The 21,721-nt window shown below is 73.3% G+C and carries 15 protein-coding genes; 8 read left to right on the forward strand and 7 right to left on the reverse strand.

Annotated features, from left to right (window positions below):
- Positions 1–577 precede the first annotated feature (577 nt).
- Positions 578–1,249, forward strand: a complete 672-nt coding sequence (locus IF43_RS0127580; protein ID WP_037890309.1) for a VIT family protein — start codon at positions 578–580, stop codon at positions 1,247–1,249.
- A gap of 280 nt (positions 1,250–1,529) precedes the next feature.
- Entirely contained in the window at positions 1,530–2,522 is a 993-nt protein-coding gene (locus IF43_RS0127585) for a PP2C family protein-serine/threonine phosphatase (protein ID WP_234332556.1), read from the forward strand.
- Between the two features lie 6 nt (positions 2,523–2,528).
- Here IF43_RS0127585 and IF43_RS0127590 read toward each other — a convergent pair whose 3' ends face one another.
- Complete coding sequence (locus tag IF43_RS0127590; RefSeq protein ID WP_030206328.1) at positions 2,529–3,182, reverse strand: TetR/AcrR family transcriptional regulator; 654 nt, start codon at positions 3,180–3,182, stop codon at positions 2,529–2,531.
- Between the two features lie 165 nt (positions 3,183–3,347).
- Here IF43_RS0127590 and IF43_RS0127595 point away from each other — a divergent pair, with 165 nt between their 5' ends.
- Complete coding sequence (locus tag IF43_RS0127595; RefSeq protein ID WP_030206331.1) at positions 3,348–4,118, forward strand: SDR family NAD(P)-dependent oxidoreductase; 771 nt, start codon at positions 3,348–3,350, stop codon at positions 4,116–4,118.
- Between the two features lie 435 nt (positions 4,119–4,553).
- Here IF43_RS0127595 and IF43_RS0127600 read toward each other — a convergent pair whose 3' ends face one another.
- The gene (locus IF43_RS0127600; protein WP_030206334.1) at positions 4,554–5,078 is read right to left on the reverse strand and encodes a DUF4240 domain-containing protein; all 525 of its coding nucleotides are present in this window, start codon (positions 5,076–5,078) and stop codon (positions 4,554–4,556) included.
- 65 nt (positions 5,079–5,143) lie between these two features.
- On the opposite strand from IF43_RS0127600, the gene IF43_RS0127605 reads away from it, so the two are divergent.
- Positions 5,144–6,091 carry an SDR family oxidoreductase gene (locus IF43_RS0127605; protein WP_030206338.1) on the forward strand — a complete coding sequence of 316 codons (948 nt, stop codon included), beginning with the start codon at positions 5,144–5,146 and terminating at the stop codon, positions 6,089–6,091.
- 217 nt (positions 6,092–6,308) lie between these two features.
- Here the strand turns inward: IF43_RS0127605 and aceE are convergent, their stop codons facing one another.
- The 5 genes from aceE to IF43_RS0127630 form a co-directional block, all read right to left on the reverse strand.
- A complete protein-coding gene (gene aceE, locus IF43_RS0127610) occupies positions 6,309–8,990 on the reverse strand; it encodes a pyruvate dehydrogenase (acetyl-transferring), homodimeric type (protein ID WP_030206341.1) in 2,682 nt (893 codons plus the stop codon).
- A 224-nt stretch (positions 8,991–9,214) separates the two neighbouring features.
- Positions 9,215–9,859, reverse strand: coding sequence for a GntR family transcriptional regulator (locus IF43_RS0127615; RefSeq protein ID WP_030206344.1), 645 nt, complete (start codon positions 9,857–9,859; stop codon positions 9,215–9,217).
- A 145-nt stretch (positions 9,860–10,004) separates the two neighbouring features.
- On the reverse strand, positions 10,005–11,783 hold the full coding sequence (gene sucB, locus IF43_RS0127620) for a 2-oxoglutarate dehydrogenase, E2 component, dihydrolipoamide succinyltransferase (RefSeq protein ID WP_030206345.1): 1,779 nt from the start codon (positions 11,781–11,783) through the stop codon (positions 10,005–10,007).
- Between the two features lie 56 nt (positions 11,784–11,839).
- Positions 11,840–13,228 carry a dihydrolipoyl dehydrogenase gene (gene lpdA, locus IF43_RS0127625; RefSeq protein WP_030206346.1) on the reverse strand — a complete coding sequence of 463 codons (1,389 nt, stop codon included), beginning with the start codon at positions 13,226–13,228 and terminating at the stop codon, positions 11,840–11,842.
- 483 nt (positions 13,229–13,711) lie between these two features.
- A complete protein-coding gene (locus tag IF43_RS0127630; RefSeq protein WP_030206347.1) occupies positions 13,712–15,235 on the reverse strand; it encodes a leucyl aminopeptidase in 1,524 nt (507 codons plus the stop codon).
- Between the two features lie 362 nt (positions 15,236–15,597).
- On the opposite strand from IF43_RS0127630, the gene IF43_RS0127635 reads away from it, so the two are divergent.
- The 4 genes from IF43_RS0127635 (at position 15,598) to IF43_RS0127650 (ending at position 21,682) form a co-directional block, all read left to right on the forward strand.
- Positions 15,598–17,646, forward strand: coding sequence for a hypothetical protein (locus tag IF43_RS0127635; protein ID WP_234332557.1), 2,049 nt, complete (start codon positions 15,598–15,600; stop codon positions 17,644–17,646).
- 142 nt (positions 17,647–17,788) lie between these two features.
- Positions 17,789–19,402: a GT4 family glycosyltransferase PelF gene (gene pelF / locus IF43_RS0127640; protein WP_078910502.1), complete on the forward strand. Its 1,614-nt coding sequence runs from the start codon at positions 17,789–17,791 to the stop codon at positions 19,400–19,402.
- Positions 19,399–20,934: a hypothetical protein gene (locus tag IF43_RS0127645; RefSeq protein ID WP_030206360.1), complete on the forward strand. Its 1,536-nt coding sequence runs from the start codon at positions 19,399–19,401 to the stop codon at positions 20,932–20,934. The genes pelF and IF43_RS0127645 overlap by 4 nt, the downstream gene beginning before the upstream one ends.
- 103 nt (positions 20,935–21,037) lie before the next feature.
- Positions 21,038–21,682 carry a spherulation-specific family 4 protein gene (locus IF43_RS0127650; protein WP_030206363.1) on the forward strand — a complete coding sequence of 215 codons (645 nt, stop codon included), beginning with the start codon at positions 21,038–21,040 and terminating at the stop codon, positions 21,680–21,682.
- Positions 21,683–21,721: the final 39 nt, after the last annotated feature.

Genomic DNA, 21,721 nt, shown 5'->3' on the forward strand with positions numbered 1-21,721 from the left:
AGGGCTTTGGGGCTTCGCCCTGGCCTTCGGCCACCCTCGGCCCGGGCCTGCCTCCGAGCCAGCCTGCCACCCCTGTCAAGCGCCTCCCCCACACACCACGGGACCCACCGGGCACCGCCAAGGATTCGGCGGCCGGGGGGAGGGGGGTGTCGCAGACCGAGAGCGTCGCGGCATCGGTGAGGGGATTCCGGGCCGGTGGGGTGGGCCGGTCGGGTGGGGCGGTCGAGTGGGGCCGTCGAGTGGGCCGGTCGAGGGGGGGGGCGGTCGAGTGGGGCCGTCGAGTGGGCCGGTCGAGGGGGGCGGTCGAGTGGGGCCGTCGAGTGGGCCGGTCGGGTGTCGGCGCGCAGCGGACGACAGGCGAAGGCGGTACGTATACCGGGCATGGCCGGTCGTCACGAAGAGAAAACAGGTCAGAACTGATGCGCAGAGGACTTCGCTGTTTCGCGGCTCCGGGCCGAGGACCCAATCCCCGTCCTGAAGGACCGGGCACCCTGGGAGAAGTCAGGTGACAGAACCCAGGCCGACCGGCGCGGGGGCGGCGGAGGCGGAATCCGGCGAGCCGCACCACCCCGACGGGATGAGTACCCGGCTCAACTGGCTACGGGCGGGGGTGCTCGGCGCCAACGACGGGATCATCTCCACCGCAGGCCTCGTCGTGGGCGTGGCGGGCACCACGACGTCCCGCTCCTCGCTCCTGGCCGCCGGGGTCGCCGGGTTGCTGGCAGGGTCGCTGTCGATGGCGGCCGGTGAGTACGTCTCGGTCAGCTCGCAGCGCGACTCCGAGCGGGCAGCACTCGACACCGAGCGCCGTGAGCTCGCCGAGGATCCGGAGGCCGAGCTCGACGAGCTGACCGGGCTGCTGGCCGCCCGGGGGCTGAGCCGGGACGTGGCGCGCGAGGCGGCCGTCCAGCTCAGCGAGCGCGACGCGCTGCGCGCGCACGCCCGCGTGGAGCTGGGGATCGAGCCGGACGAGCTGGCGAACCCCTGGCACGCCGCCCTCGCCAGCTTCGTGGCCTTCACCGTCGGAGCGCTGCTGCCGCTGCTCGCGATCCTGCTGCCGGGTCCCGACCAGCGGGTGCCGGTGACCTTCGGGGCCGTGCTCGTCGCGCTGGTGGTCTGCGGCCAGGTGAGCTCCCGGCTCGGGGGCGCGCCGTCCGCGCGGGCGGTGTTGCGCAACGTGGCGGGCGGCGCTCTGGCGATGAGCGTCACCTATGCGGCCGGCCGCCTCCTCGACGTCGCCGGTGCCTGAGTCCCGCCCGTCTCCCCGGGCCGCCCCTCGTATGTCGTACGTCGTACGGCCCAGTGGCCGGCACGACGTGGGCGCCGTACCCGGCCTGCGGCGCGCCCCGCAGACCGGCCGGCACCCCCCGGCCGCGCGCCTGATCGGGTCGGCTTCGGGGCGCGGTCGGAGTGCGGGCGGGGCGCGGGCGTACGAGGGTGAAGGGGTGAGACCGCGCCGACGTGGGGAGGCGGAGCCCGGCTGGCTCCGGGGCGCGCCGCCGCCCCGGTGGGCCCGGATCGCCCCTGCCGTGGCGCTGGTGGTGCTGTCCCTGCTCCAGCACGTCACCCCGGCCAACATCGAGCTCGGCTACTTCCTGGCGGGCCTGCCGCCGGTGGCGGCCTTCTCGTACGGCGCGATGGGCACGTCCGTGTTCGCGGGCCTCGTGCTGGTGCTGCTCGGCGTGTCCAGCCTCGGCGTCGGCAAGGCCCGCGGAACCGACATCGTGACCGTGGCGCTGGTGGGGCTCCTGAGCGTGGTGATCGCCTGGGTGCGCCGGCGGCGGGACGCGCAGCTCGTGTCCGTGCGCACGGTCGCCGAGGCGGCGCAGCTGGCGGTGCTCCCTCCGGTGCCGGAACGGGTGGGGGACGTCCGGTGCACGGGTCTGTACCGGGCCGCGCAGCGGGGCACGCTGGTGGGCGGCGACCTGTTCGACGTGCGGGCCGGTCCGTACGGCGTGCGCGCCGTCGTCGGCGACGTGCAGGGCCACGGGCTCGCCGCGGTGGGCACGGTGGCGGCGCTGCTGGGGGCGTTCCGGGAGGGGGCGCTGGACGACGTCGGGCTGGCGGCCGTGGCGGAACGGCTGGACCGGCGGCTCGTGGAGGACGCGGCCGGGATCAAGAACGGCGAGCTGTTCGCGACTGCGGCCCTGCTGGAGTTCCCGCCCGGGCAGGACCTGGTCCGCATCGTGTCGTGCGGGCACCCGCCGGTGCTCCGGCTGCGCGCGGACACCGTCTCGGTGGTGCCGGCCGAGCCGGCACCGCCGCTGGGACTGGGACTCGCGGGGTTGGCGACCCCCTCCGTGGCGGAGGCGGTGCTGGCGCCGGGGGACCGGCTGTTCATCCACACCGACGGGGTGACGGAGGCACGGGACACGAAGGGGGACTTCTACCCGCTGTACGAGCGCCTGGCGGCCCTCTCGGACGCGCCGGACCTCGTCGCGGCGGTTTGGCACGACCTGATCGACTTCACGCAGGGCCCCGGGGACGACGTGGCGATCCTGCTGCTCTCCCGCGACTCCTGAGCCGGCCTACGCCCCGGTCACCAGGGGCATCGACGCCGTCAGGGTGCGCAGGCAGCGGACCGCGGTCTCGGCGGGGGACCCGGGGCCGGCGACGGGTGCGTCGGTGGCGGCCCAGACCTCCAGGGCGACCCGGATCGCGTCCGTGGCGGCCGCGGCGAGGAGCCGTACGTCCAGCGGGTCGGCGCCCTCGCCGGCCAACCGCCCCAGCACCGGCACCAGCCGGTCCTCGGACTCCTGGTTCACCCGGAACCACACCGCCCGCAGCGCGGGGTCCTCCTCCGCGGCGCGCAGCAGCCCGCGCGTCCACTCCAGGCCCTCCTCGCCGCCCGGCAGGCTCAGCGCGCCCCGCACCGCCCGCTCTATGGCGGGTCCGAGTGCCACCCCCGGCTCCTCCGCCGCCAGCAGCGCCCGCCACTCGTCGCCGCCGCCGGCGAGCAGCGGCGCGACGGCGTCCTGCTTGCTGCGGAAGTACCGGTAGAAGGTGCGCAGGGCCACCCCCGCCCGGCGCGCGATGTCCTCCGCGGTGGTGGCGTCCGGGCCGTGCTCGGCGAACAGCGCGCACGCGGCGCGGGCGATGTCGAGCTGGGTGGCCGCCTTGCGGCGCTCCGTGAGCGACTGACCGGGGCCCGGGACGGGGGAGTAGGGGCGAGGCGAGTTCACATCCGCAGCGTACGCCAGTCCGGCAGCGAAGTGCGTGAATTGTCATGATGGCAAAGCGTGCCATTCGGGCGTACGCTGGCCAGGTCCGGCCGGGACCGGGAGTCCCCGCACCGCATCCGGCCCCAGCGTCACCCCGAACCCCTTACCCCCGTGGAGAAGACGGCAATGCAGCGATACGAAGGACGGCGCGTCCTCATCACCGGCGGCGGCTCCGGCATCGGCCAGGCCACCGTGCACCGGATCCTCGCGGAGGGCGGCCGCGTCGTGGCCGTCGACGTCAACGAGGCCGGCCTGAAGGCCACCGCCGAGCGGGCCGCCGCCGACGGTACGGCCGAGCGCCTGACCACCGCCGTGCTCGACATCTCCGACGAGGCCGCCGTCCGGGCGGGGGTGGCCGCCGCCGCGAAGACCCTCGGCGGGCTCGACGTCCTCGTCAACGCCGCCGGCATCCTGCGCTCCGAGCACACCCACAAGACCACGCTGGAGCTCTGGAACAAGATCGTCTCGGTGAACCTCACCGGTACGTTCCTGATGATCCGCGAGGCCCTCCCCGCCCTCCTGGCGGGCGACAAGCCGGTCATCGTCAACTTCAGCTCGACCTCGGCCTCGTTCGCCCACCCCTACATGTCCGCGTACGCGGCCACCAAGGGCGGCATACAGGCGATGACCCACTCGCTCGCCGCGGAGTACAGCAAGCAGGGCCTGCGCGCCGTCAGCGTCGCCCCCGGCTCGATCGCCAGCGACATGACCAGCGGCACCGGCCCGGGCCTGCCCGAGGACACCGACTGGAACCTGTTCGCCAAGCTCGCCCCGGCCATCGGCCAGGGCTTCGCCGGCCCCGAGACCGTCGCCGGCGTCGTCGCCATGCTCGGCTCGGAGGACGGCGCCTTCATCACGGGCACCGAGATCCGCATCGACGGCGGCACCCACTACTGATCCCTCGGTCCGACCCCAGCTGGTGGCGGGTGGTCGGCCGTGGCGGTGACTGCGAGTCGGGCCCGGTCCTGGCGAGGTTCCAGGGTCGGGCCCGCTCCCATGGGTGTGTTCCAGGGGTCGCGGCCCGCTACCGGTGACGGTGTGGGCGAGCCCGCCCCGACCCCGTACCCCATCCGGATCGCAACCCCGCGACGGAGTCGGGCCCGCGGCCCCGCCGCCCCGCTCCTCAACCCGGTGTGGTGTGTGGGGGAGGCCTGCAGGCCGCCCCTGTCAAGCGCCGAGGGGACCCACACACCACAGGGTGGCCCTCCCGTGCCACCGCCCAGCGGCTCCGCTTCCGCCCCCCACCCACCAGCACACACCCCACCAGCACACACCCCACGAGCGCACCACCCCCACCAGCACCCAGGCGCCCCAGCGCAGCCCCCGACCCCCCTACCCCCCCTCCCGGAACCTCCGCCACAGCCGTGGGTAGCGGTCCGCCAGGAGCGACTCGTCCTCGAAGTCCACCGGTGTGCCCTCCGGCTCCGCCGCCTGCTGCGGGAGGCCGAGGTCCGGGGCCACGACGCCGGTCAGCTGCTCGTACGCCTCGTCGGCGGCGTACCCGAGGTCCTCGCCGTCCCCGTCGATCTCCTCGTCGAACTCGCCCAGCAGCTCCGCCAGTCGGTCCGGCTCGTGCACCCCGCCCTCGAAGACCTCCCGCCCCTGCCCGATCAGCCAGCACCGGAAGTAGTCGAAGGCGTCGTCGCTCGCCCCGTCCAGCAGCACCCAGGCCGCGCCCCACAAGTCCCACGTGTAGGCCCGGCTGTACCGGGACTCGAAGTGCCGGGCGAAGTCCAGCACGGAGTCCGGGTCGAGCTGCAGCAGCCGCTCGACCAGCAGGTCCGCTTGCTCCTCCGGGTCGCCCTCGGCGGCCTCTCGGGTGCTGTCGACGATCTCCCAGAACTCCGTCTCGTCCATCACGCGTCCAGCATCACGGCAACGACTGCCCCACGCCACCGCGCGATCCGTGGCAGTGTCGCGGCATGACCGAAGCCAGCACACCGTCCGGAGCACCGCGCACGGCCGCCCTCGCCGGCCGGATCGCCCTCGTCGCCGGGGCCACCCGAGGAGCGGGCCGCGCCATCGCCGTGCAGCTCGGCGCCGCGGGCGCCACCGTCTACGTCACCGGCCGCACCACCCGCACGGCGGCCAGCGAGGTCGGCCGCACCACGGAGACCATCGAGGAGACCGCCGAGCTGGTGACGGCCGCTGGCGGCACTGGCATCGCGGTACCCGCCGACCACCTCGACCCCGAGCAGGTGCGGGCCGTCGTCGAGCAGATCGACACCCAGCAGGGACGGCTCGACGTCCTCGTCAACGACCTGTGGGGCGGCGAGCACCTGGTCGTCTTCGGAAAGAAGATGTGGGAGACCGAGCTCGACCACGGCCTGCGGATGCTCGAACTGGGCGTGAAGAGCCACATCATCACCAGCTGGCACGCCCTGCCGCTGCTGATCCGGAACCCCGGCGGACTGGTCGTGGAGATCACCGACGGCACCGCCGCCACCAACCGGCGCTTCCGCGAGAACTTCTTCTACGACCTCGCCAAGAACGGCCCGATCCGGATGGCCGCCAACCTCGCCCACGACCTCGAGGGCACCGGCTGCACCGCCGTCTCGCTCACCCCCGGATGGCTGCGCTCCGAGCAGATGCTGGAGCACTTCGGCGTCACCGAGGCCAATTGGCGCGATGCCACCGCCAAGGTGCCCGACTTCGCCGTGTCCGAGTCACCGCTGTACGTCGCCCGGGCGGTGGCGTCCCTGGCGGCCGACCCGGAGGTGCACCGCTGGAACGGCCGCTCCCTCTCCAGCGGCGAGCTCGCCAGGGAGTACGGGTTCACCGACGTGGACGGCAGCCGTCCGGACGCCTGGGGCTACATCGAGGAGGTCCGCCACGGCGGCGCGGACCGCACCCCCGACGACTACCGCTGACCCGAGCGGTGACGACCACCGCCGCCCCGACCCCGGCCGACCACCGCCGCCCCGACCCCGGCCGACCACCGCCGCCCCGACCCCGGCCGACCACCGCCGCCCCGACCCCGCCGCCCCGCCCCCAGCCGACCCGACCACCGCCGACCCGACCGGCGCAAACGAGCGGGCGGCCGCACCCCTCCCCCAGGGGTGCGACCGCCCGTGTCACAGCGGGGCCCTACAGCCCGTAGCGCTCCCGCGCCTCCTTGACCGCCGAGGCCGGGACCTCGCCGCGGCGGGCGAGCTGGGCCAGGGTGGCGACCACGATGGACTGCGGGTCGACGCCGAAGTGGCGGCGGGCGCCCTCGCGGGTGTCGGAGAGGCCGAAGCCGTCCGTGCCCAGCGAGGTGTAGTCCTGCGGGACCCACTGGCTGATCTGGTCCGGTACCTGGCGCATCCAGTCGGAGACCGCCAGCACCGGGCCCGGAGCACCCTCCAGCACGCGGGTGACGTACGGGGTGCGCTCCTCGCCGCGCAGCAGCGCCTCGTCGCACTCCAGCGCCTCGCGGCGCAGCTCGCCCCACGAGGTGGCGGACCACACGTCGGCGGAGACGTTCCAGTCGGCGGCCAGGAGCTTCTGCGCCTCCAGGATCCAGTGGATCGCCGTACCGGAGGCCATCAGCTGGACCTTCGGCGCGTCCGCGGCCGGGGCCGCGTCGCCGAGGTCGGCCGCGGTGTTGAAGCGGTACAGGCCCTTGACGATGCCTTCCTCGACACCCTCGGGCATGGCCGGCTGCGGCTTCGGCTCGTTGTAGACCGTGAGGTAGTAGAAGACGTCCTCGGGGTTCTCGCCGTACATGCGGTTCAGACCGTCCTTGACGATCACCGCGATCTCGTACGCGAAGGCCGGGTCGTAGTTGAGCGAGGCCGGGTTGGTGGCCGCGATCAGGTGCGAGTGGCCGTCGGCGTGCTGCAGGCCCTCACCGGTCAGCGTGGTGCGGCCGGCGGTGGCGCCCACGATGAAGCCCTTGCCGAGCTGGTCGGCGAGCTGCCACATCTGGTCGCCGGTCCGCTGCCAGCCGAACATCGAGTAGAAGATGTAGAACGGGATCATCGTCTCGCCGTGCGTCGAGTACGACGTGGCGGCGGCGATGAAGTCGGCCATGGCGCCGGCCTCGGTGATCCCCTCGTTGAGGATCTGGCCGTCCTTGGCCTCCTTGTAGTACATCAGCTGGTCGCGGTCGACCGGCTCGTACGTCTGGCCCAGCGGCGAGTAGATGCCGGCCGACGGGAACAGCGACTCCATACCGAAGGTACGGGCCTCGTCGGGGACGATCGGCACCCAGCGCCGGCCGGTCTCCTTGTCCCGCATCAGGTCCTTGGCGAGGCGGACGAAGGCCATCGTGGTGGCCATCTCCTGCTTGCCGGAGCCCTTGAGCAGCGGGGCGTAGTTCTTGTCCGCCGGCTGCGGCAGGGCGACGTGGTGGACCTTGCGGGCCGGGGCCGGGCCGCCGAGGGCCGCGCGGCGCTCCTGGAGGTAGCGGACCTCGGGGGAGTCCGCGCCCGGGTGGCCGTAGGGGACCTGGCCGTCGGCGAAGGCGCTGTCCGGGATCGGGAGTCCGAGCAGGTCGCGCATGCCCTTGAACTCGTCGATGGTCAGCTTCTTCATCTGGTGGTTCGCGTTCTTCGACTCGAACCCGGCACCCAGCGTGTAGCCCTTGACGGTCTGCGCCAGGATCACCGTCGGCGCGCCCTTGTGCTCGAGGGCGGCCTTGTACGCGGCGTACACCTTGCGGGGCTCGTGGCCGCCGCGGGAGGTGTGGAAGCACTCGGCGATCTTCGCGTCGGAGAGCAGGCCCGCAAGGGCGACGAGGGCCGGGTCGCCGCCGAAGAAGTGCTCGCGGATGTAGGCCACGTCACGGGTGGCGTACGTCTGGAACTGCGCGTCCGGGGTCGCGCGGAGGCGGCGGACCAGCGCGCCGGTGGTGTCGAGCTGGAACAGCTCGTCCCAGGCGGTGCCCCAGAGCGTCTTGACGACGTTCCAGCCGGCGCCGCGGAAGGCGCCTTCCAGCTCCTGGACCACGCGGAAGTTGGCGCGCACCGGGCCGTCGAGGCGCTGCAGGTTGCAGTTGATGACGAAGGTCAGGTTGTCGAGGCCTTCGCGGGCCGCGAGCGCGAGGGCGGCGGTCGACTCGGGCTCGTCCATCTCGCCGTCGCCCAGGAAGGCCCAGACGTGCGAGTTGGAGGTGTCCTTGATCCTGCGGTTCTCCAGGTAGCGGTTGAAGCGCGCCTGGTAGATCGCCGAGAGCGGGCCCAGGCCCATGGAGACCGTGGGGAACTCCCACAGCCAGGGCAGGCGCCGCGGGTGCGGGTAGGAAGGCAGGCCGTTGCCGCCCGACTCCTGCCGGAAGTTGTCGAGCTGCTGCTCGGAGATCCGGCCGTCGAGGAAGGCGCGGGCGTAGATGCCGGGGGAGGCGTGGCCCTGGATGTAGAGCTGGTCGCCCGACCCGTCGGTCTCCTTGCCGCGGAAGAAGTGCTGGAAGCCGGTCTCGTAGAGCCAGGCTGCGGAGGCGAAGGTGGCGATGTGGCCGCCGACGCCCAGCTTGGAGCCGCGGGTCACCATGGCGGCCGCGTTCCAGCGGTTCCACGCGGTGATGCGGGCCTCCATCTCCTCGTCACCCGGGAACTCGGGCTCGGCGGAGGTGGGGATGGTGTTGACGTAGTCCGTCTCCAGGAGCTTCGGCAGGGCGAGCCCGGCCGCTTCGGCGTGCTGGAGCGTGCGGCGCATCAGGTACTCGGCCCGGTGCGGGCCGGCGGCCTTGGCGACGGCGTCCAGTGAGGCCGCCCATTCGGCGGTCTCCTCGCTGTCGCGGTCCGGGAGCTGGTCGAGCTCGCTCGGAAGCTTTACGGGGTCGGACATCGGTGTGCGCCGCCTTCCGGACGTGGGAGGGGGTGAAGAAAGTTCCCTGACTGGCAGGACAGGGCCGACGGGCCTGGTTGTGGCCCGTCGACGACTGTAGACGCCTGATCGATGATCGATCAAAGGGATCTCACGAAAAAATGACCAACCTGCGAAAAGTTGGCATTCCGTGCCGAAATTCTGGGCACGGAGTGCCAACTCGAAGCCGGGGTGAAACGGTCATTTCAGGCGCTGGGTGCACATCCGAGCACGTGCCGCTTCACCAGATCGCCGATCTCCGGATCCTGGCGGCGGAAGGCCTCCACGAGGGCCTCGTGCTCCTCGGCGTACGACTTCTGGACCGTGCCGAGCCAGCGGATCGACAGGGCGGTGAAGACCTCGATGCCCAGGCTCTCCCAGGTGTGCAGCAGCACGCTGTTGCCGGCCGCCCGCACCAGCTCGCGGTGGAAGGCCACCGTGTGCCGCACCTGGGCCGTCCCGTCGGAGATCCGGTCGGCCTCCCGCAGGGCCACCACGTGCGGCTCCAGCAGGGCGTCCAGCAGCGCGGGATCGCCCGCCAGGGCGGGGGCGGCCAGCTCGGCCGCGATCTGCTCCAGGCCCGCCCGGACCGGGTAGATCTCCTCCAGGTCCGCCGCCGACAGGTTGCGCACCCGTACGCCCTTGTTCGGCGCCGACTCGATCAGCCGCAGGGTCTCCAGCTCGCGCAGCGCCTCGCGCACCGGGGTCTGGCTGACCTCCAGCTCCACCGCGATCCGGCGCTCGACGATGCGCTCGCCCGGCTTCCAGCGGCCGCTGACGATCCCCTCCACGATGTGCTCACGGATCTGCTCGCGCAGCGAGTGCACCACGGGCACCACGGGTGGGGTGATCATCGGGATTTCCTCTCTGGGTGGCGCGGGGGTCCTGACGAAGGGTACTGACGTGCGTACCGATGCGTAGACAATACGGCGGCGCCCCCGCCCGGAGGTGGTCCGGGCAGGGGCGCCGCAGGTGAGGCTCGTTACAGGTCCGGTGCTACAGACCGAGCTCCATCTCGAACTCGCCGGCTTCCAGGATCGCCTTGACGGCGGTCAGGTAGCGGGCGGCGTCCGCGCCGTCCACCAGGCGGTGGTCGTAGGACAGCGTCAGGTACGTCATGTCGCGGACGCCGATGACGGTGCCCTCGGCGGTCTCGATGACCGCCGGACGCTTGACGGTGGCGCCGATGCCCAGGATGGCGACCTGGTTCGGCGGCACGATGACGGTGTCGAACAGCGCACCGCGCGAGCCGGTGTTGCTGATGGTGAAGGTCGCGCCCGACAGCTCGTCCGGCGTGATCTTGTTGCTGCGGACCTTGCCGGCCAGGTCGGCGGTCGCCTTGGCGATGCCGGCCAGGTTGAGGTCGCCCGCACCCTTGATGACCGGGGTCATCAGGCCCTTCTCGGAGTCCACGGCGATGCCGATGTTCTCCGAGTCGAAGTAGGTGATGGTGCCCTCGTCCTCGTTGATCCGGGCGTTGACGACCGCGTGGGCCTTCAGCGCCTGGGCCGCGGCCTTGACGAAGAACGGCATCGGGGAGAGCTTCACGCCCTCGCGGGCCGCGAACGCGTCCTTGGCCTGCCCGCGCAGCCTCATGATCTTGGTGATGTCCACCTCGATCACGGAGGAGAGCTGGGCCTGCGAGTGCAGCGCCTTCATCATGTTGTCGCCGATGACCTTGCGCATGCGGGTCATCTTGACGGTCTGACCGCGCAGCTCGGACACCGCGAGCGCCGGGGCCTTGGACGCGGCGGCCGGAGCGGCGGCAGCGGCCGGAGCCGGGGCGGCGGCGGCCTTGGCGGCCTCCGCGGCGGCGATGACGTCCTGCTTGCGGATGCGGCCGCCGACGCCGGTGCCCGTGACCGTGGCCAGGTCGACACCGGACTCCGAGGCCAGCTTGCGGACCAGCGGGGTCACGTACGCGCCCTCGTCGCCGGAGACGGCGGCGGGGGCCGGGGTGACGGGAGCCGGGGCGGCGACCGGCGCCGGAGCCGGAGCGGCCGGGGCCGGAGCGGCGACCGGAGCCGGGGCGGCAACGGGAGCCGGGGCGGCCACCGGAGCCGGAGCCGGAGCGGCCGGGGCGGCCGGAGCCGGAGCCGGAGCGGCGGCCGGGGCCGGGGCGGCCGGAGCCGGAGCCGCGGCGGGGGCGGCACCGGCGGCGCCGATGACGGCGAGACGGGCGCCGACCTCGGCGGTCTCGTCCTCGCCGACCAGGATCTCCAGCAGCGTGCCGGAGGCCGGCGACGGGATCTCGGTGTCGACCTTGTCGGTCGAGACCTCGAGCAGCGGCTCGTCGGCCTCGACCGTCTCGCCGACCGACTTCAGCCAGCGGGTGACGGTGCCCTCGGTGACGGACTCACCCAGGGCGGGGAGGACGACGTCGGTGCCGGAGGCGGCCGGAGCCGGAGCCGGGGCCGCGGGGGCCTCGGCGACCGGCGCCGGAGCGGCCGGGGCCTCGGCGGCGGGGGCGGGGGCCGGGGCGGCCGGAGCCGCGACCGGCTCGGCGGCCGGGGCCGGGGTGGCAGCGGGGGCACCGGTGCCGTCGTCGATGATGGCCAGCTCGGCGCCGACCTCGACGGTCTCGTCCTCGGCCACCTTGATGGAGGCCAGGATGCCGGAGGCGGGGGCCGGGATCTCGGTGTCGACCTTGTCGGTCGAGACCTCGAGCAGCGGCTCGTCGGCCTCGACGCGCTCGCCTTCGGCCTTCAGCCAGCGGGTGACAGTGCCCTCGGTGACGCTCTCACCGAGCGCCGGAAGGGTTACGGAAACCGACATGGTTTCTGTTGCTCCTTACGAATGTGCGGTAGTGGTCGTCGCGCCCGTTGACTGGATTAGTCGTGGGAGTGCAGGGGCTTGCCGGCCAGGGCCAGGTGGGCCTCGCCGAGCGCCTCGTTCTGCGTCGGGTGCGCGTGGATGAGCTGCGCGACCTCGGCCGGCAGAGCCTCCCAGTTGTAGATCAGCTGGGCCTCGCCGACCTGCTCGCCCATCCGGTCACCGACCATGTGGACGCCGACGACGGCACCGTCCTTGACCTGGACGAGCTTGATCTCGCCCGCGGTCTTCAGGATCTTGCTCTTGCCGTTGCCCGCCAGGTTGTACTTGAGGGCGACGACCTTGTCCGCACCGTAGATCTCCTTGGCCTTGGCCTCGGTGATGCCCACGGAGGCGACCTCGGGGTGGCAGTACGTGACGCGCGGCACACCGTCGTAGTCGATCGGGACGGTCTTCAGACCGGCCAGGCGCTCGGCCACGAGGATGCCCTCGGCGAAGCCGACGTGCGCGAGCTGGAGGGTCGGGACGAGGTCGCCCACGGCCGAGATCGTCGGCACGTTGGTCTGCATGTACTCGTCGACCAGGACGTAGCCGCGGTCCATCGCGACGCCCTGCTCCTCGTAGCCCAGGCCCTGCGAGACCGGGCCGCGGCCGATGGCGACCAGCAGCACCTCGGCCTCGAAGGTCTTGCCGTCGGCGAGGGTGACCCGCACACCGTTCTCGGTGTACTCGGCCTTCTCGAAGAAGGTGCCGAGGTTGAACTTGATCCCGCGCTTGCGGAAGGCGCGCTCCAGCAGCTTGGAGCTGTTCTCGTCCTCGACCGGGACGAGGTGCTTGAGGCCCTCGATGACGGTGACGTCGGTGCCGAAGGACTTCCACGCCGAGGCGAACTCGACGCCGATGACGCCGCCGCCCAGGATGATCGCGGACTGCGGGACGCGGTCCAGCACGAGCGCGTGGTCGGAGGAGATGATCCGGTTGCCGTCGATGTCCAGGCCCGGCAGCGAGCGCGGCACGGAGCCGGTCGCCAGGAGGACGTGGCGGCCCTGGATGCGCTGGCCGTTGACGTCGACCGACGTCGGGGAGGACAGGCGGCCCTCACCCTCGATGTAGGTCACCTTGCGGGAGGCCACCAGGCCCTGCAGACCCTTGTACAGGCCGGCGATGACGTCGTCCTTGTACTTGTGGACGCCCGCGATGTCGATGCCCTCGAAGGAGGCCTTGACACCGAACTGGGCGGCCTCGCGGGCCTGGTCCGCGACCTCGCCGGCGTGCAGCAGGGCCTTGGTCGGGATGCAGCCGTTGTGCAGGCAGGTGCCGCCGAGCTTGTTCTTCTCGATCAGGGCAACGTCCAGACCCAGCTGCGAGGCGCGCAGCGCCGCGGCGTAACCGCCACTGCCACCGCCGAGGATCACTAGGTCGAAAACGGTGCTGGCGTCGTTCGCCACGTCACGTCCTCCATGCATGTGCGCCGGGCACCGGCCGTGCGTGACCGGGCGGCGGCTGGTATTCGGCCGCTGTTTCTTCGGCCCTGTGGTGGGGGCCCTGTCCTGCCGAGAACCCATCTTCGCATTTGTCGAGGGAACGCGGGACGCCGGGCCCGGTGTGAGACGGGAGGTTCCGCCGGAATCCGGGGTTACCGCCGCGTAGGAAGGTACGGATTTCGTCGAGGGTGAACAGGCCCCGGACCGGCTCTCGGTCCGGGGCCGTGCTCACGTCAAGCCGGCGTCGAGCCGGACGGGCGGACCGCCCGTCCGGTGGCGTAGCGGCGCCAGTGGCGGAGATCCGCCACCCGGGACGGGCGGCCGGCCGCCGACGGGGCCGGCGGCCGTACGGTCGTCCCAGGTCGTACGGCCTCGTGAGGCACCGTACGGTCCGGGCCGTACGCTCGTGAGGGGTCGTACGGACCGGGTCTTGCGGGGTTCGTACGGTCAGCCCAGGTCGCCGGAGGCGGTCCGCTCGGCCAGCCGCACCAGGGTGCGCACGGCGGAGCCGGTGCCACCCTTGGGCGTGTAGCCGTACGGGGCGCCCTCGTGGAAGGCCGGGCCGGCGATGTCCAGGTGCGCCCAGGTGATGCCCTCGCCCACGAACTCCTTCAGGAACAGGCCGGCGACCAGGCCGCCGCCCATGCGCTCGCCCATGTTCGCGATGTCGGCGGTGGACGAGTCCATGCCCTTGCGCATGTCGGCGGGGAGCGGCATCGGCCACGAGGCCTCGCCGACCTCCTCGGCGATCTCGTGCAGGGAGGTGCGGAAGGCGTCGTCGTTGGCCATCACGCCGAAGGTGCGGTTGCCCAGGGCGAACACCATGGCGCCGGTGAGGGTGGCCACGTCCACGATGGCGTCCGGGTTCTCCTCGGAGGCCTTGGTGAGGGCGTCGGCCAGGACCAGGCGGCCCTCGGCGTCGGTGTTGAGGACCTCGACGGTCTTGCCGCTGTACATGCGCAGCACGTCGCCGGGGCGGGTGGCGGAGCCGGAGGGCATGTTCTCGGCGAGCGCGAGCCAGCCGGTGACGTTGACCTCCAGGCCCAGGCGGGCGGCGGCGACGACGGCGGAGAACACGGCGGCGGCGCCGGCCATGTCGCACTTCATCGTCTCGTTGTGGCCGGCCGGCTTCAGGGAGATGCCGCCCGAGTCGTAGGTGATGCCCTTGCCGACGAAGGCCAGGTGCTTCTCCGCCTTCGGGTGGGTGTAGGCCAGCTTGACCAGGCGCGGCGGGGCCTCCGAGCCGCGGCCGACGCCCATGATGCCGCCGTAGCCGCCCTTGAGGAGCGCCTTGTCGTCCAGCACCTGGACCTTGATGCCGAGCTCCTTGGCGGTGGCCTGGGCCACCGCGGCGAAGGCCTCGGGGTTCAGGTCGTTCGGCGGGGTGTTCACCAGGTCGCGGGCGATGTTCACCTCGGCGGCGACGATCTTGGCCCGCTCGGCCGCGGCCTTGTGCTCCTTGTCGCGCGGCTTGGCGCCGAGCAGGGCGATCTCGGCGAGCGGCTGCTTGCCGTTCTTGCCGTCCTTCTTCTCGCCGCCCTGGTAGGCGGTGAAGGCGTACGCGCCGAGCAGCGCGCCCTCGACGATCGCGGTGACGGCCGAGGCGTCCTCGACGGGCAGCGCGAAGCCGGCCTTCTTGGCGCCGTGCAGTGCGCGGGCGGCGGAGCCGGCCGCCTTGCGCAGGATCTCCTCGTCGTACGAGGCGTCGTCCTCCGGGGCGTCGCCCAGGCCGACGGCGATCACGACCGGGACCTTGAGGCCGGCGGGGGCGGCCAGCTTGGTGACCTCGCCGTCGGCGCCCGAGGCGCCCAGCGCGTCGAGTACGGCGGCGAGCTTGCCGTCGAACGCCGCGTCCACGGGCTCCGCGCCCGGGGCGACGACCGGGCCCTTGGCGCCCTTGGCGACACCGACGACGAGGGCGTCGGCGCGCAGCGTCGCCGCGCCGGCAGTGCTGAGAGTCAGAGCAGTCACGGTGGTGAGGTCTCGCTTCCATTCGATTGTGAGGCCGGTGGGGGTGGCCGGCCGTGTTCAGCGATCGTATTCCGGCCCGTCGCCCGCCGGAAAAGAGCCTACGCGTGGACGGGCGTCCGTACGCCACTACGTGAAGGGAGAGCTTGTTCGACCGAATGGTCGCGAGGTTCACCCATCTGTGGCCTCTGCTCCAGGTTTGGCTCGTAGGCCTGACGAGGTCCGCAACACTCGAGCCACTCTCGCAAGGGGACGCGGGGTTCCTTTGCACGATTTCCACAGAGCCTCACCCGTCCGGCCCCCGCCAGGGCCGGACGCGGCGGGCTGCTGCGGGGGGAAGGCCATCGATGGTCAAGAGGAATCGGATGAACCGGGCAGCGGCCGTGTGCGTCGCGGCCGCGCTCGTGTCGGTCGCCGCACCGGCGGTGACGGCGGGGGCCCAGCCCGCCCTGGGGGCGGTCGCGGCCGTCGGGGCCGCGGCGGCGGTCACACCGCGGATCGACCTGAAAGTGCTCGTCGTCGACGACGGCGGCAGTTCGGTGGACGCGCTGGTCGCCGAGCTGACGGACACGGGGGTGCCCTTCACGCGGATCGACCTCCGGGACACCGCCCGCCCGGTGATCAACGCGGCTTTCCTGGCCGACACCGTCGACGGGCGGCCGCGGGCCAGGTACCAGGGCGTGGTCCTGCCCAACGAGAACCCCTTCGGCGACGGCTCCGCCGAGGCGGCGGCGCTGGCCGCCTACGAGACGACCTACGGGATCCGCCAGGTCGACGCCTACACCTGGGCCCACCCGGGCGTGGGACTGGACTACACCGACAGCGGCGGCTACGCGGGCATGCTGGACGGCACCCCTGCCGCCGTCACCGACGCCGGCAGGGCCGGCCCGTTCGGCTACCTCGCGGGTCAGGTCCTCTTCGAGGACAACTCGACCCTGATTCCGGAGAGCTACGGCTACCTCGGCCGGCCGCGCCCCGGCTACACCAGCCTCGTCGACGCCCCCGTCGAGGGCGGCCGGGCCTCGATGGTCGGCACGTACGAGCACGACGGACGCTCCGAACTCGTCGTCACCTTCGGGTACAACCGCTACCAGCGGCAGTTCCGGCTGCTGGCCCGGGGCATCGTCGACTGGCTCACCCAGGGCGTCCACCTCGGCCAGTCCCGCAACTACTTCTCGGTCCACGTCGACGACGTCTTCGCGCCCGACGCCCGCTGGAACCCGGACCTCAACTGCACGCCCGGGGACATCGACTGCGCCGGTGGCGCGGACGCCGGGAACGACATCCGCATGACCGCCGCCGACGCCGCGTACGCCGCCCAGTGGCAGCAGTCCCGCGGCTTCACCCTCGACATGGTCTACAACGCGGGCGCGGGGGAGGAGTGGAAGGCCGAGCACGGCGCCGCCGACGCCCTCACCGACCGGCTGGTGGCCGACCGGGCTCAGTACCGCTGGATCAACCACACCTACACGCACCCCTTCCTCGGTTGCGTCCAGGACGTCTCGGTCGTGCCGTGGAAGTGCTCGACCGACGCCGCCGGTGCCACCCAGTGGGTGAGCCGCTCCGAGATCGCCGGCCAGATCCGCGACAACAACGACTGGGCCGCGCAGAAGGGGCTTCCGGTCGACCGCACCGAGCTCGTCACCGGCGAGCACTCCGGCCTGAAGACCCTGCCGCAGCAGCCCGTCGACAACCCCAACCTGGCCGGGGCGCTGTCCGACACGGGGGTCCGCTGGATCGCCAGCGACAACTCCCGCGAGCCCGTCCAGCGGGCCGTGGGGCAGGCGCAGACCGTCCCGCGCTACCCGATGAACGTGTACTACAACACCGGCACCGCCGCCGAGATGGCCGACGAGTACAACTGGATCTACACCTCGGCGGCCGACGGCGGCAGCGGGATCTGCGAGAACAACGCCACCTCCACCTGCCTCCCCGCGCCCCTGGACCCGGCCACCGGCTACGCGACCTACATCGTCCCGCAGGAGGCCCGCACCGCTCTGCGGCACGTGCTCGGCAACGACCCGCGCCCGCACTACGTCCACCAGTCCAACCTGGCCGAGGAGCGCATCCTCTACCCCGTCCTCGACGAGGTCCTCACCACCTACCGCGCCACCTTCGCGGCCAACACCCCGATCGTGAACCTCCGCCAGCGCGACCAGGGCGTCGAACTCGCCCGCCGCACCGCCTGGGACAAGGCGCTGGCCGACGGCAAGGTCACCGCCTACCGGATCGGCACCACCGTCACCGTCAAGGCCCCGGTCGGAGTGTCCGCCCCGATCACCGCCCCCGAGGGCACCCGCAAGCAGATGGTGATCGGCACCGCCGTCTGGGGCACCGCCTACGCGGGCACCCGCTCCGCGTGGGCCGGCCCCGAGCTGCTGCAGTCGGGCGTGACGCTGAAGCTGCCCAGCTGACCTCCCGTCCGGCTGACGCAACCGCAACCAACCGCAACCAACCGCAACCGACCCCAACACCGCACCACTGCCTGCACCATCCCGCCGGCGCACCCGCAACCGGGCGCGCCGGCGCCTTCGAGTCCTGGGGGGACACACCGCAATGAGCCATGGGCGTCACGTCACCATGCTCACGGAAGGCACCTACCCGCACGTCCACGGCGGCGTCAGCACCTGGTGCGACCAGCTCGTCCGCGGCATGCCCGAGGTCGACTTCAACGTCACCGCCCTCACCGGCACCGGCCGCGAACCCGTCACCTGGGAGCTGCCCCGCAACGTCTACCGGCACACCGCCGTCCCCCTGTGGGGGCCCGCCCCCGGCCGCTCCCGGAACGCCGTCCTGCGCGGCCGCGCCCACCGCCGCTTCACCGAGACGTACGAGCGCTTCGTCCGCGCCCTCCTCGACCCGGCCGCCGCCCACGAGTTCAGCGGCGCACTGCACGCCTTCGCCGAACTCGCCCGCGCCGGGCGGCTGTCGGCCGCGCTGCGCTCCGAATCGGTGCTGCGCACCCTGATGAGCGTATGGACCGGCCCCGGCCTGCCCGTGGCCGCCGCCCGCCCCACCCTCCACGACGCGCTCACCGCCAACGACCTGCTGGAGCACGCCCTGCGCCCGCTGGCCGTGCGCATCCCCGCGGACAGCGTCGCCCACGCCGTCAGCAGCGGCCTGGCCACCCTGCCCGCCCTCGCCGCCCAGCACTTCGACGGCGTCCCCTTCCTCCTCACCGAGCACGGCATCTACCTGCGCGAGCGCTACCTCGGCTACCGCAGCCAGGCCCAGCGCTACCCGGTCAAGGCCCTCATGCTCGGCTTCTACCGGGCCCTCAACTCCGAGGGCTACCGGCGGGCCGACCTCATCACCCCCTGCAACCAGTACAACCGCCGCTGGGAGGAGCGCGGGGGCGCCGACGCCGACCGCATCCGCACCGTCTACAACGGCGTCGACCCGCACCGCTTCCCCGACGCCGGACCCGAGCCCGAGGTCCCGACCCTCAGCTGGTGCGGCCGCATCGATCCCATCAAGGACCTGGAGACCCTGATCCGGGCCTACGCGCTGATGCGCACCGAGCTGCCCGACCTCCGCCTCCGCCTCTTCGGCCCGGTGCCGGCCGGCGGCGAGGACTACCAACTCCGGCTGGAGAAGCTCGCCGCCGAACTCGGCGTCACGGACGGCATCACGTACGAGGGCCGCATCAGCGAGGTCGCCAAGGCCTACGCGGCCGGCAGCGTGGTGATGCTCTCCAGCATCAGCGAGGGCTTCCCGTTCAGCATCATCGAGGCCATGTCCTGCGGCCGCACCACCGTCTCCACCGACGTGGGCGGGGTCCGGGAGGCGGTGGGGGACACCGGCCTCGTGGTCCCCCCGCGCGAGCCCGAACTCATGGCCAGGGCCACCCTCGCGCTGCTGCGCGACCCCGCGCGCCGGGCCGAGCTGGGCCGGGCCTCGCGCCGCCGCGTGGTCGAGAAGTTCACCCTCAACCAGTCCGTCGACGGCTTCCGGCACATCTACCGGGAACTGGCCGGCACCGGGCCCGGCGCCGCCGCCACCGCCGTCGGGGCCGCTGCCACCGCCGTCGGGCCCGCTGCCACTGCTGTCGGGGCCGCCGCCACCGCCGTCGGGGCCGCGCCCCTCGACGCCCTCCTGCCCCCGGTGGCCGCGGAGTTCGCCGCCGACCCCTGGTCCCGCGAGCTCGCGGCCGACGGGAGCCTGTGGTGAGCGGCGGCCTGTGGCTCGTACCGGGAGCCCGCTCCGGGGACGACGCGCTGCCCGCCGTCCCGCGCCCCCGCCGCTCCGGCCCCGCCGCCGCCGACCCGATGCAGGAGCTGGCCGCCCGCCTGGACACCCTGGTCGCCGGCGCCGTGCACCCCGACGAGATCGCCGCGGTCCTGGAGTCCGACGGCATGACCGACGAGCACATCCGCCTCACCTACGGCCGCCCCGACTCCTTCACCCTCGCCGAGGACCTGTACGAGAGGGTGCCCCGCGCCTTCGCCGAACCCGCCGGAGCCCCTGCCGACCCCTGGCGGGTCTCCCTCACCGCCTGCCTGCTGCGCGGCGTGGTCTTTGCCCTGCCCGGACTGGCGTACGTGCTCGGCGCCCCGCTCCTCGAAGGCCCCCCGGACCGGCTCGGACTGCCCGCCGGCACCCTCACCCTCCTCGCCGGAGCGCTGATCGGCTGGGTCTGGGACCAGACCCTTTCGCACCGCGCGTACTCCTGGATGGGCCTGGGCGACCGGGCCGCCGCCGGTCGCACCCTGCTCACCGGCGCCCCGGCCGGCGCGCTGCTGGGCACCGCGGCCGCGCTCGCCGCGCCCGGCTCCGCCTTCAGCACGGCGTTCGCCGCCGGACAGGCCGTCTACGTCGGCGCCGCCACCGTGCTGCTGGTCCTCGGCCGCGAGCGGGTGCTCCTGCTCGCCCTGCTGCCCATGGCGGCGGGCGCCCTGGTCTCGCTGGCGGTCGGACTGCCCGTACCGGTGCGGGTCGCGCTGCTCGGGGCCTCCCTGCTCGCCGCCTGCGCGCTGGCCGTCCGGGAGCTGCCGGTGGCCGAGGGCGTACGCTCCCTGGCCGCCCGGGTGCGGGGCTGGGCCGCGACCCGCGCCACCCCGGACCCGGTGCACTGGCGGATGCTGCGCGCCACCGACGAGGACCACGTGCCGCGCGGGCCGCGGCTGCGGGACTCGGTGCCGTTCGGGGTGTTCGGCCTGGGCACCGGCGTGCTCGTGCTGTACGCCGCCCTCGGCGAGGTCTTCGCGGGCGGACCCGCCGAAGCGGTCGCCGCCCCCTCCGCGGTGGCGCTCACGCTGAGCATGGGCCCGGCCGAGTGGCTGCTGCACCGCTTCCGCAGCGGGAGCCTGACCGGGCTGCGCGCCGCCCGGTCACCGGCCGGCTTCCGCCGCGTGATGGCCACCCGGCTCCTCGAATGCCTGGCCGTCTACCTGCTCGTCCTGCTGGGGCTGGGGATCGCCGGCACCCTGCTGTGGCCCGGCTCGCCCGGACTGGGCGCGGTCCGGCTGGCCACGCTGCTGCTGCTCGGCGCCGTGATGTGGAGCGGGCTGCTGCTGCAGTCCTTCGGCGCGGTCCGGCCCGCCGCCGCGGTCTGCACCGGGGCCGCCCTCGCGCAGAGCGCGGCCCTGCTCGCCGGGGCCGGGCAGCCGCGGCTGGTCCAGCTGGTGGTGGCCGGCTGCGCGGCCGCCGTACTGGCCGCGCTGGTCTGCGTACTCCTGGGCCGCGCCACCGCCCACCGCTGACCCGTCGAGCCGCGCCGCCGCTCCGCCGCCCACCGCTGATCCGTCGAGCCGCGACCGCCGCTCCGCCGCCCACCGCTGATCCGTCGAAACGAGGACCCCCGCCATGCTGCTGGTGCCGCTGTACGAGCATCCCGCCGAACGGGCCGAGGACTGGGCCGCCCTGGTCCGCTGCGCCGACCGGCTGCGCGCCGTCGTGCTCAACCCGGCGAGCGGTCCCGGACCGGCCGCCGACGAGCACTTCCTGGCCGTCACCCACCGGTTGCGGGACGCGGGCGTCCCCGTGCTCGGCTACGCGGACACCGACTACGGGAGGCGGCCGCACCGGGACGTGGTGGCGGACCTGCTGCGCTACCGCGACTGGTACGGCACGGACGGGGCGTTCCTCGACCAGGCTGCGGCCGAGGGCGAGTTCCTGCCCCACTACCGGCGGCTCGCGGTGGCGGCCCGCGCGGCCGGGGCCCGCACCCTGGTCCTCAACCACGGCGCGCACCCCCACCCCGGGTACGTCGAACTGGCCGACCTCCTGGTGACGTTCGAGGGGCCCTGGGACGCGTACCAGGACGCCGAGGTGCCCGAGTGGACCGGGGCGCACCCGCCCGAGCACTTCTGCCATCTCGTGTACGGCGTCCCGCCCGGCGCCCCCGCGGCCCAGCTGGCCCGCTCCCGCGGCGCGGCCGTCCACTGCGCCGTACCCGGCACCGGCACGCACCCCTGGTCGTCCCTCCCGCACGCCCTGACCGTGGGCTAGGTAGGGGTAGGGGACCGGTCCCGGAGGGCCCCGACGCGG

Origin of the sequence: Streptomyces sp. NRRL S-87 (assembly GCF_000719335.1) — a bacterium.
In the GTDB taxonomy this organism is placed as follows: domain Bacteria; phylum Actinomycetota; class Actinomycetes; order Streptomycetales; family Streptomycetaceae; genus Streptomyces.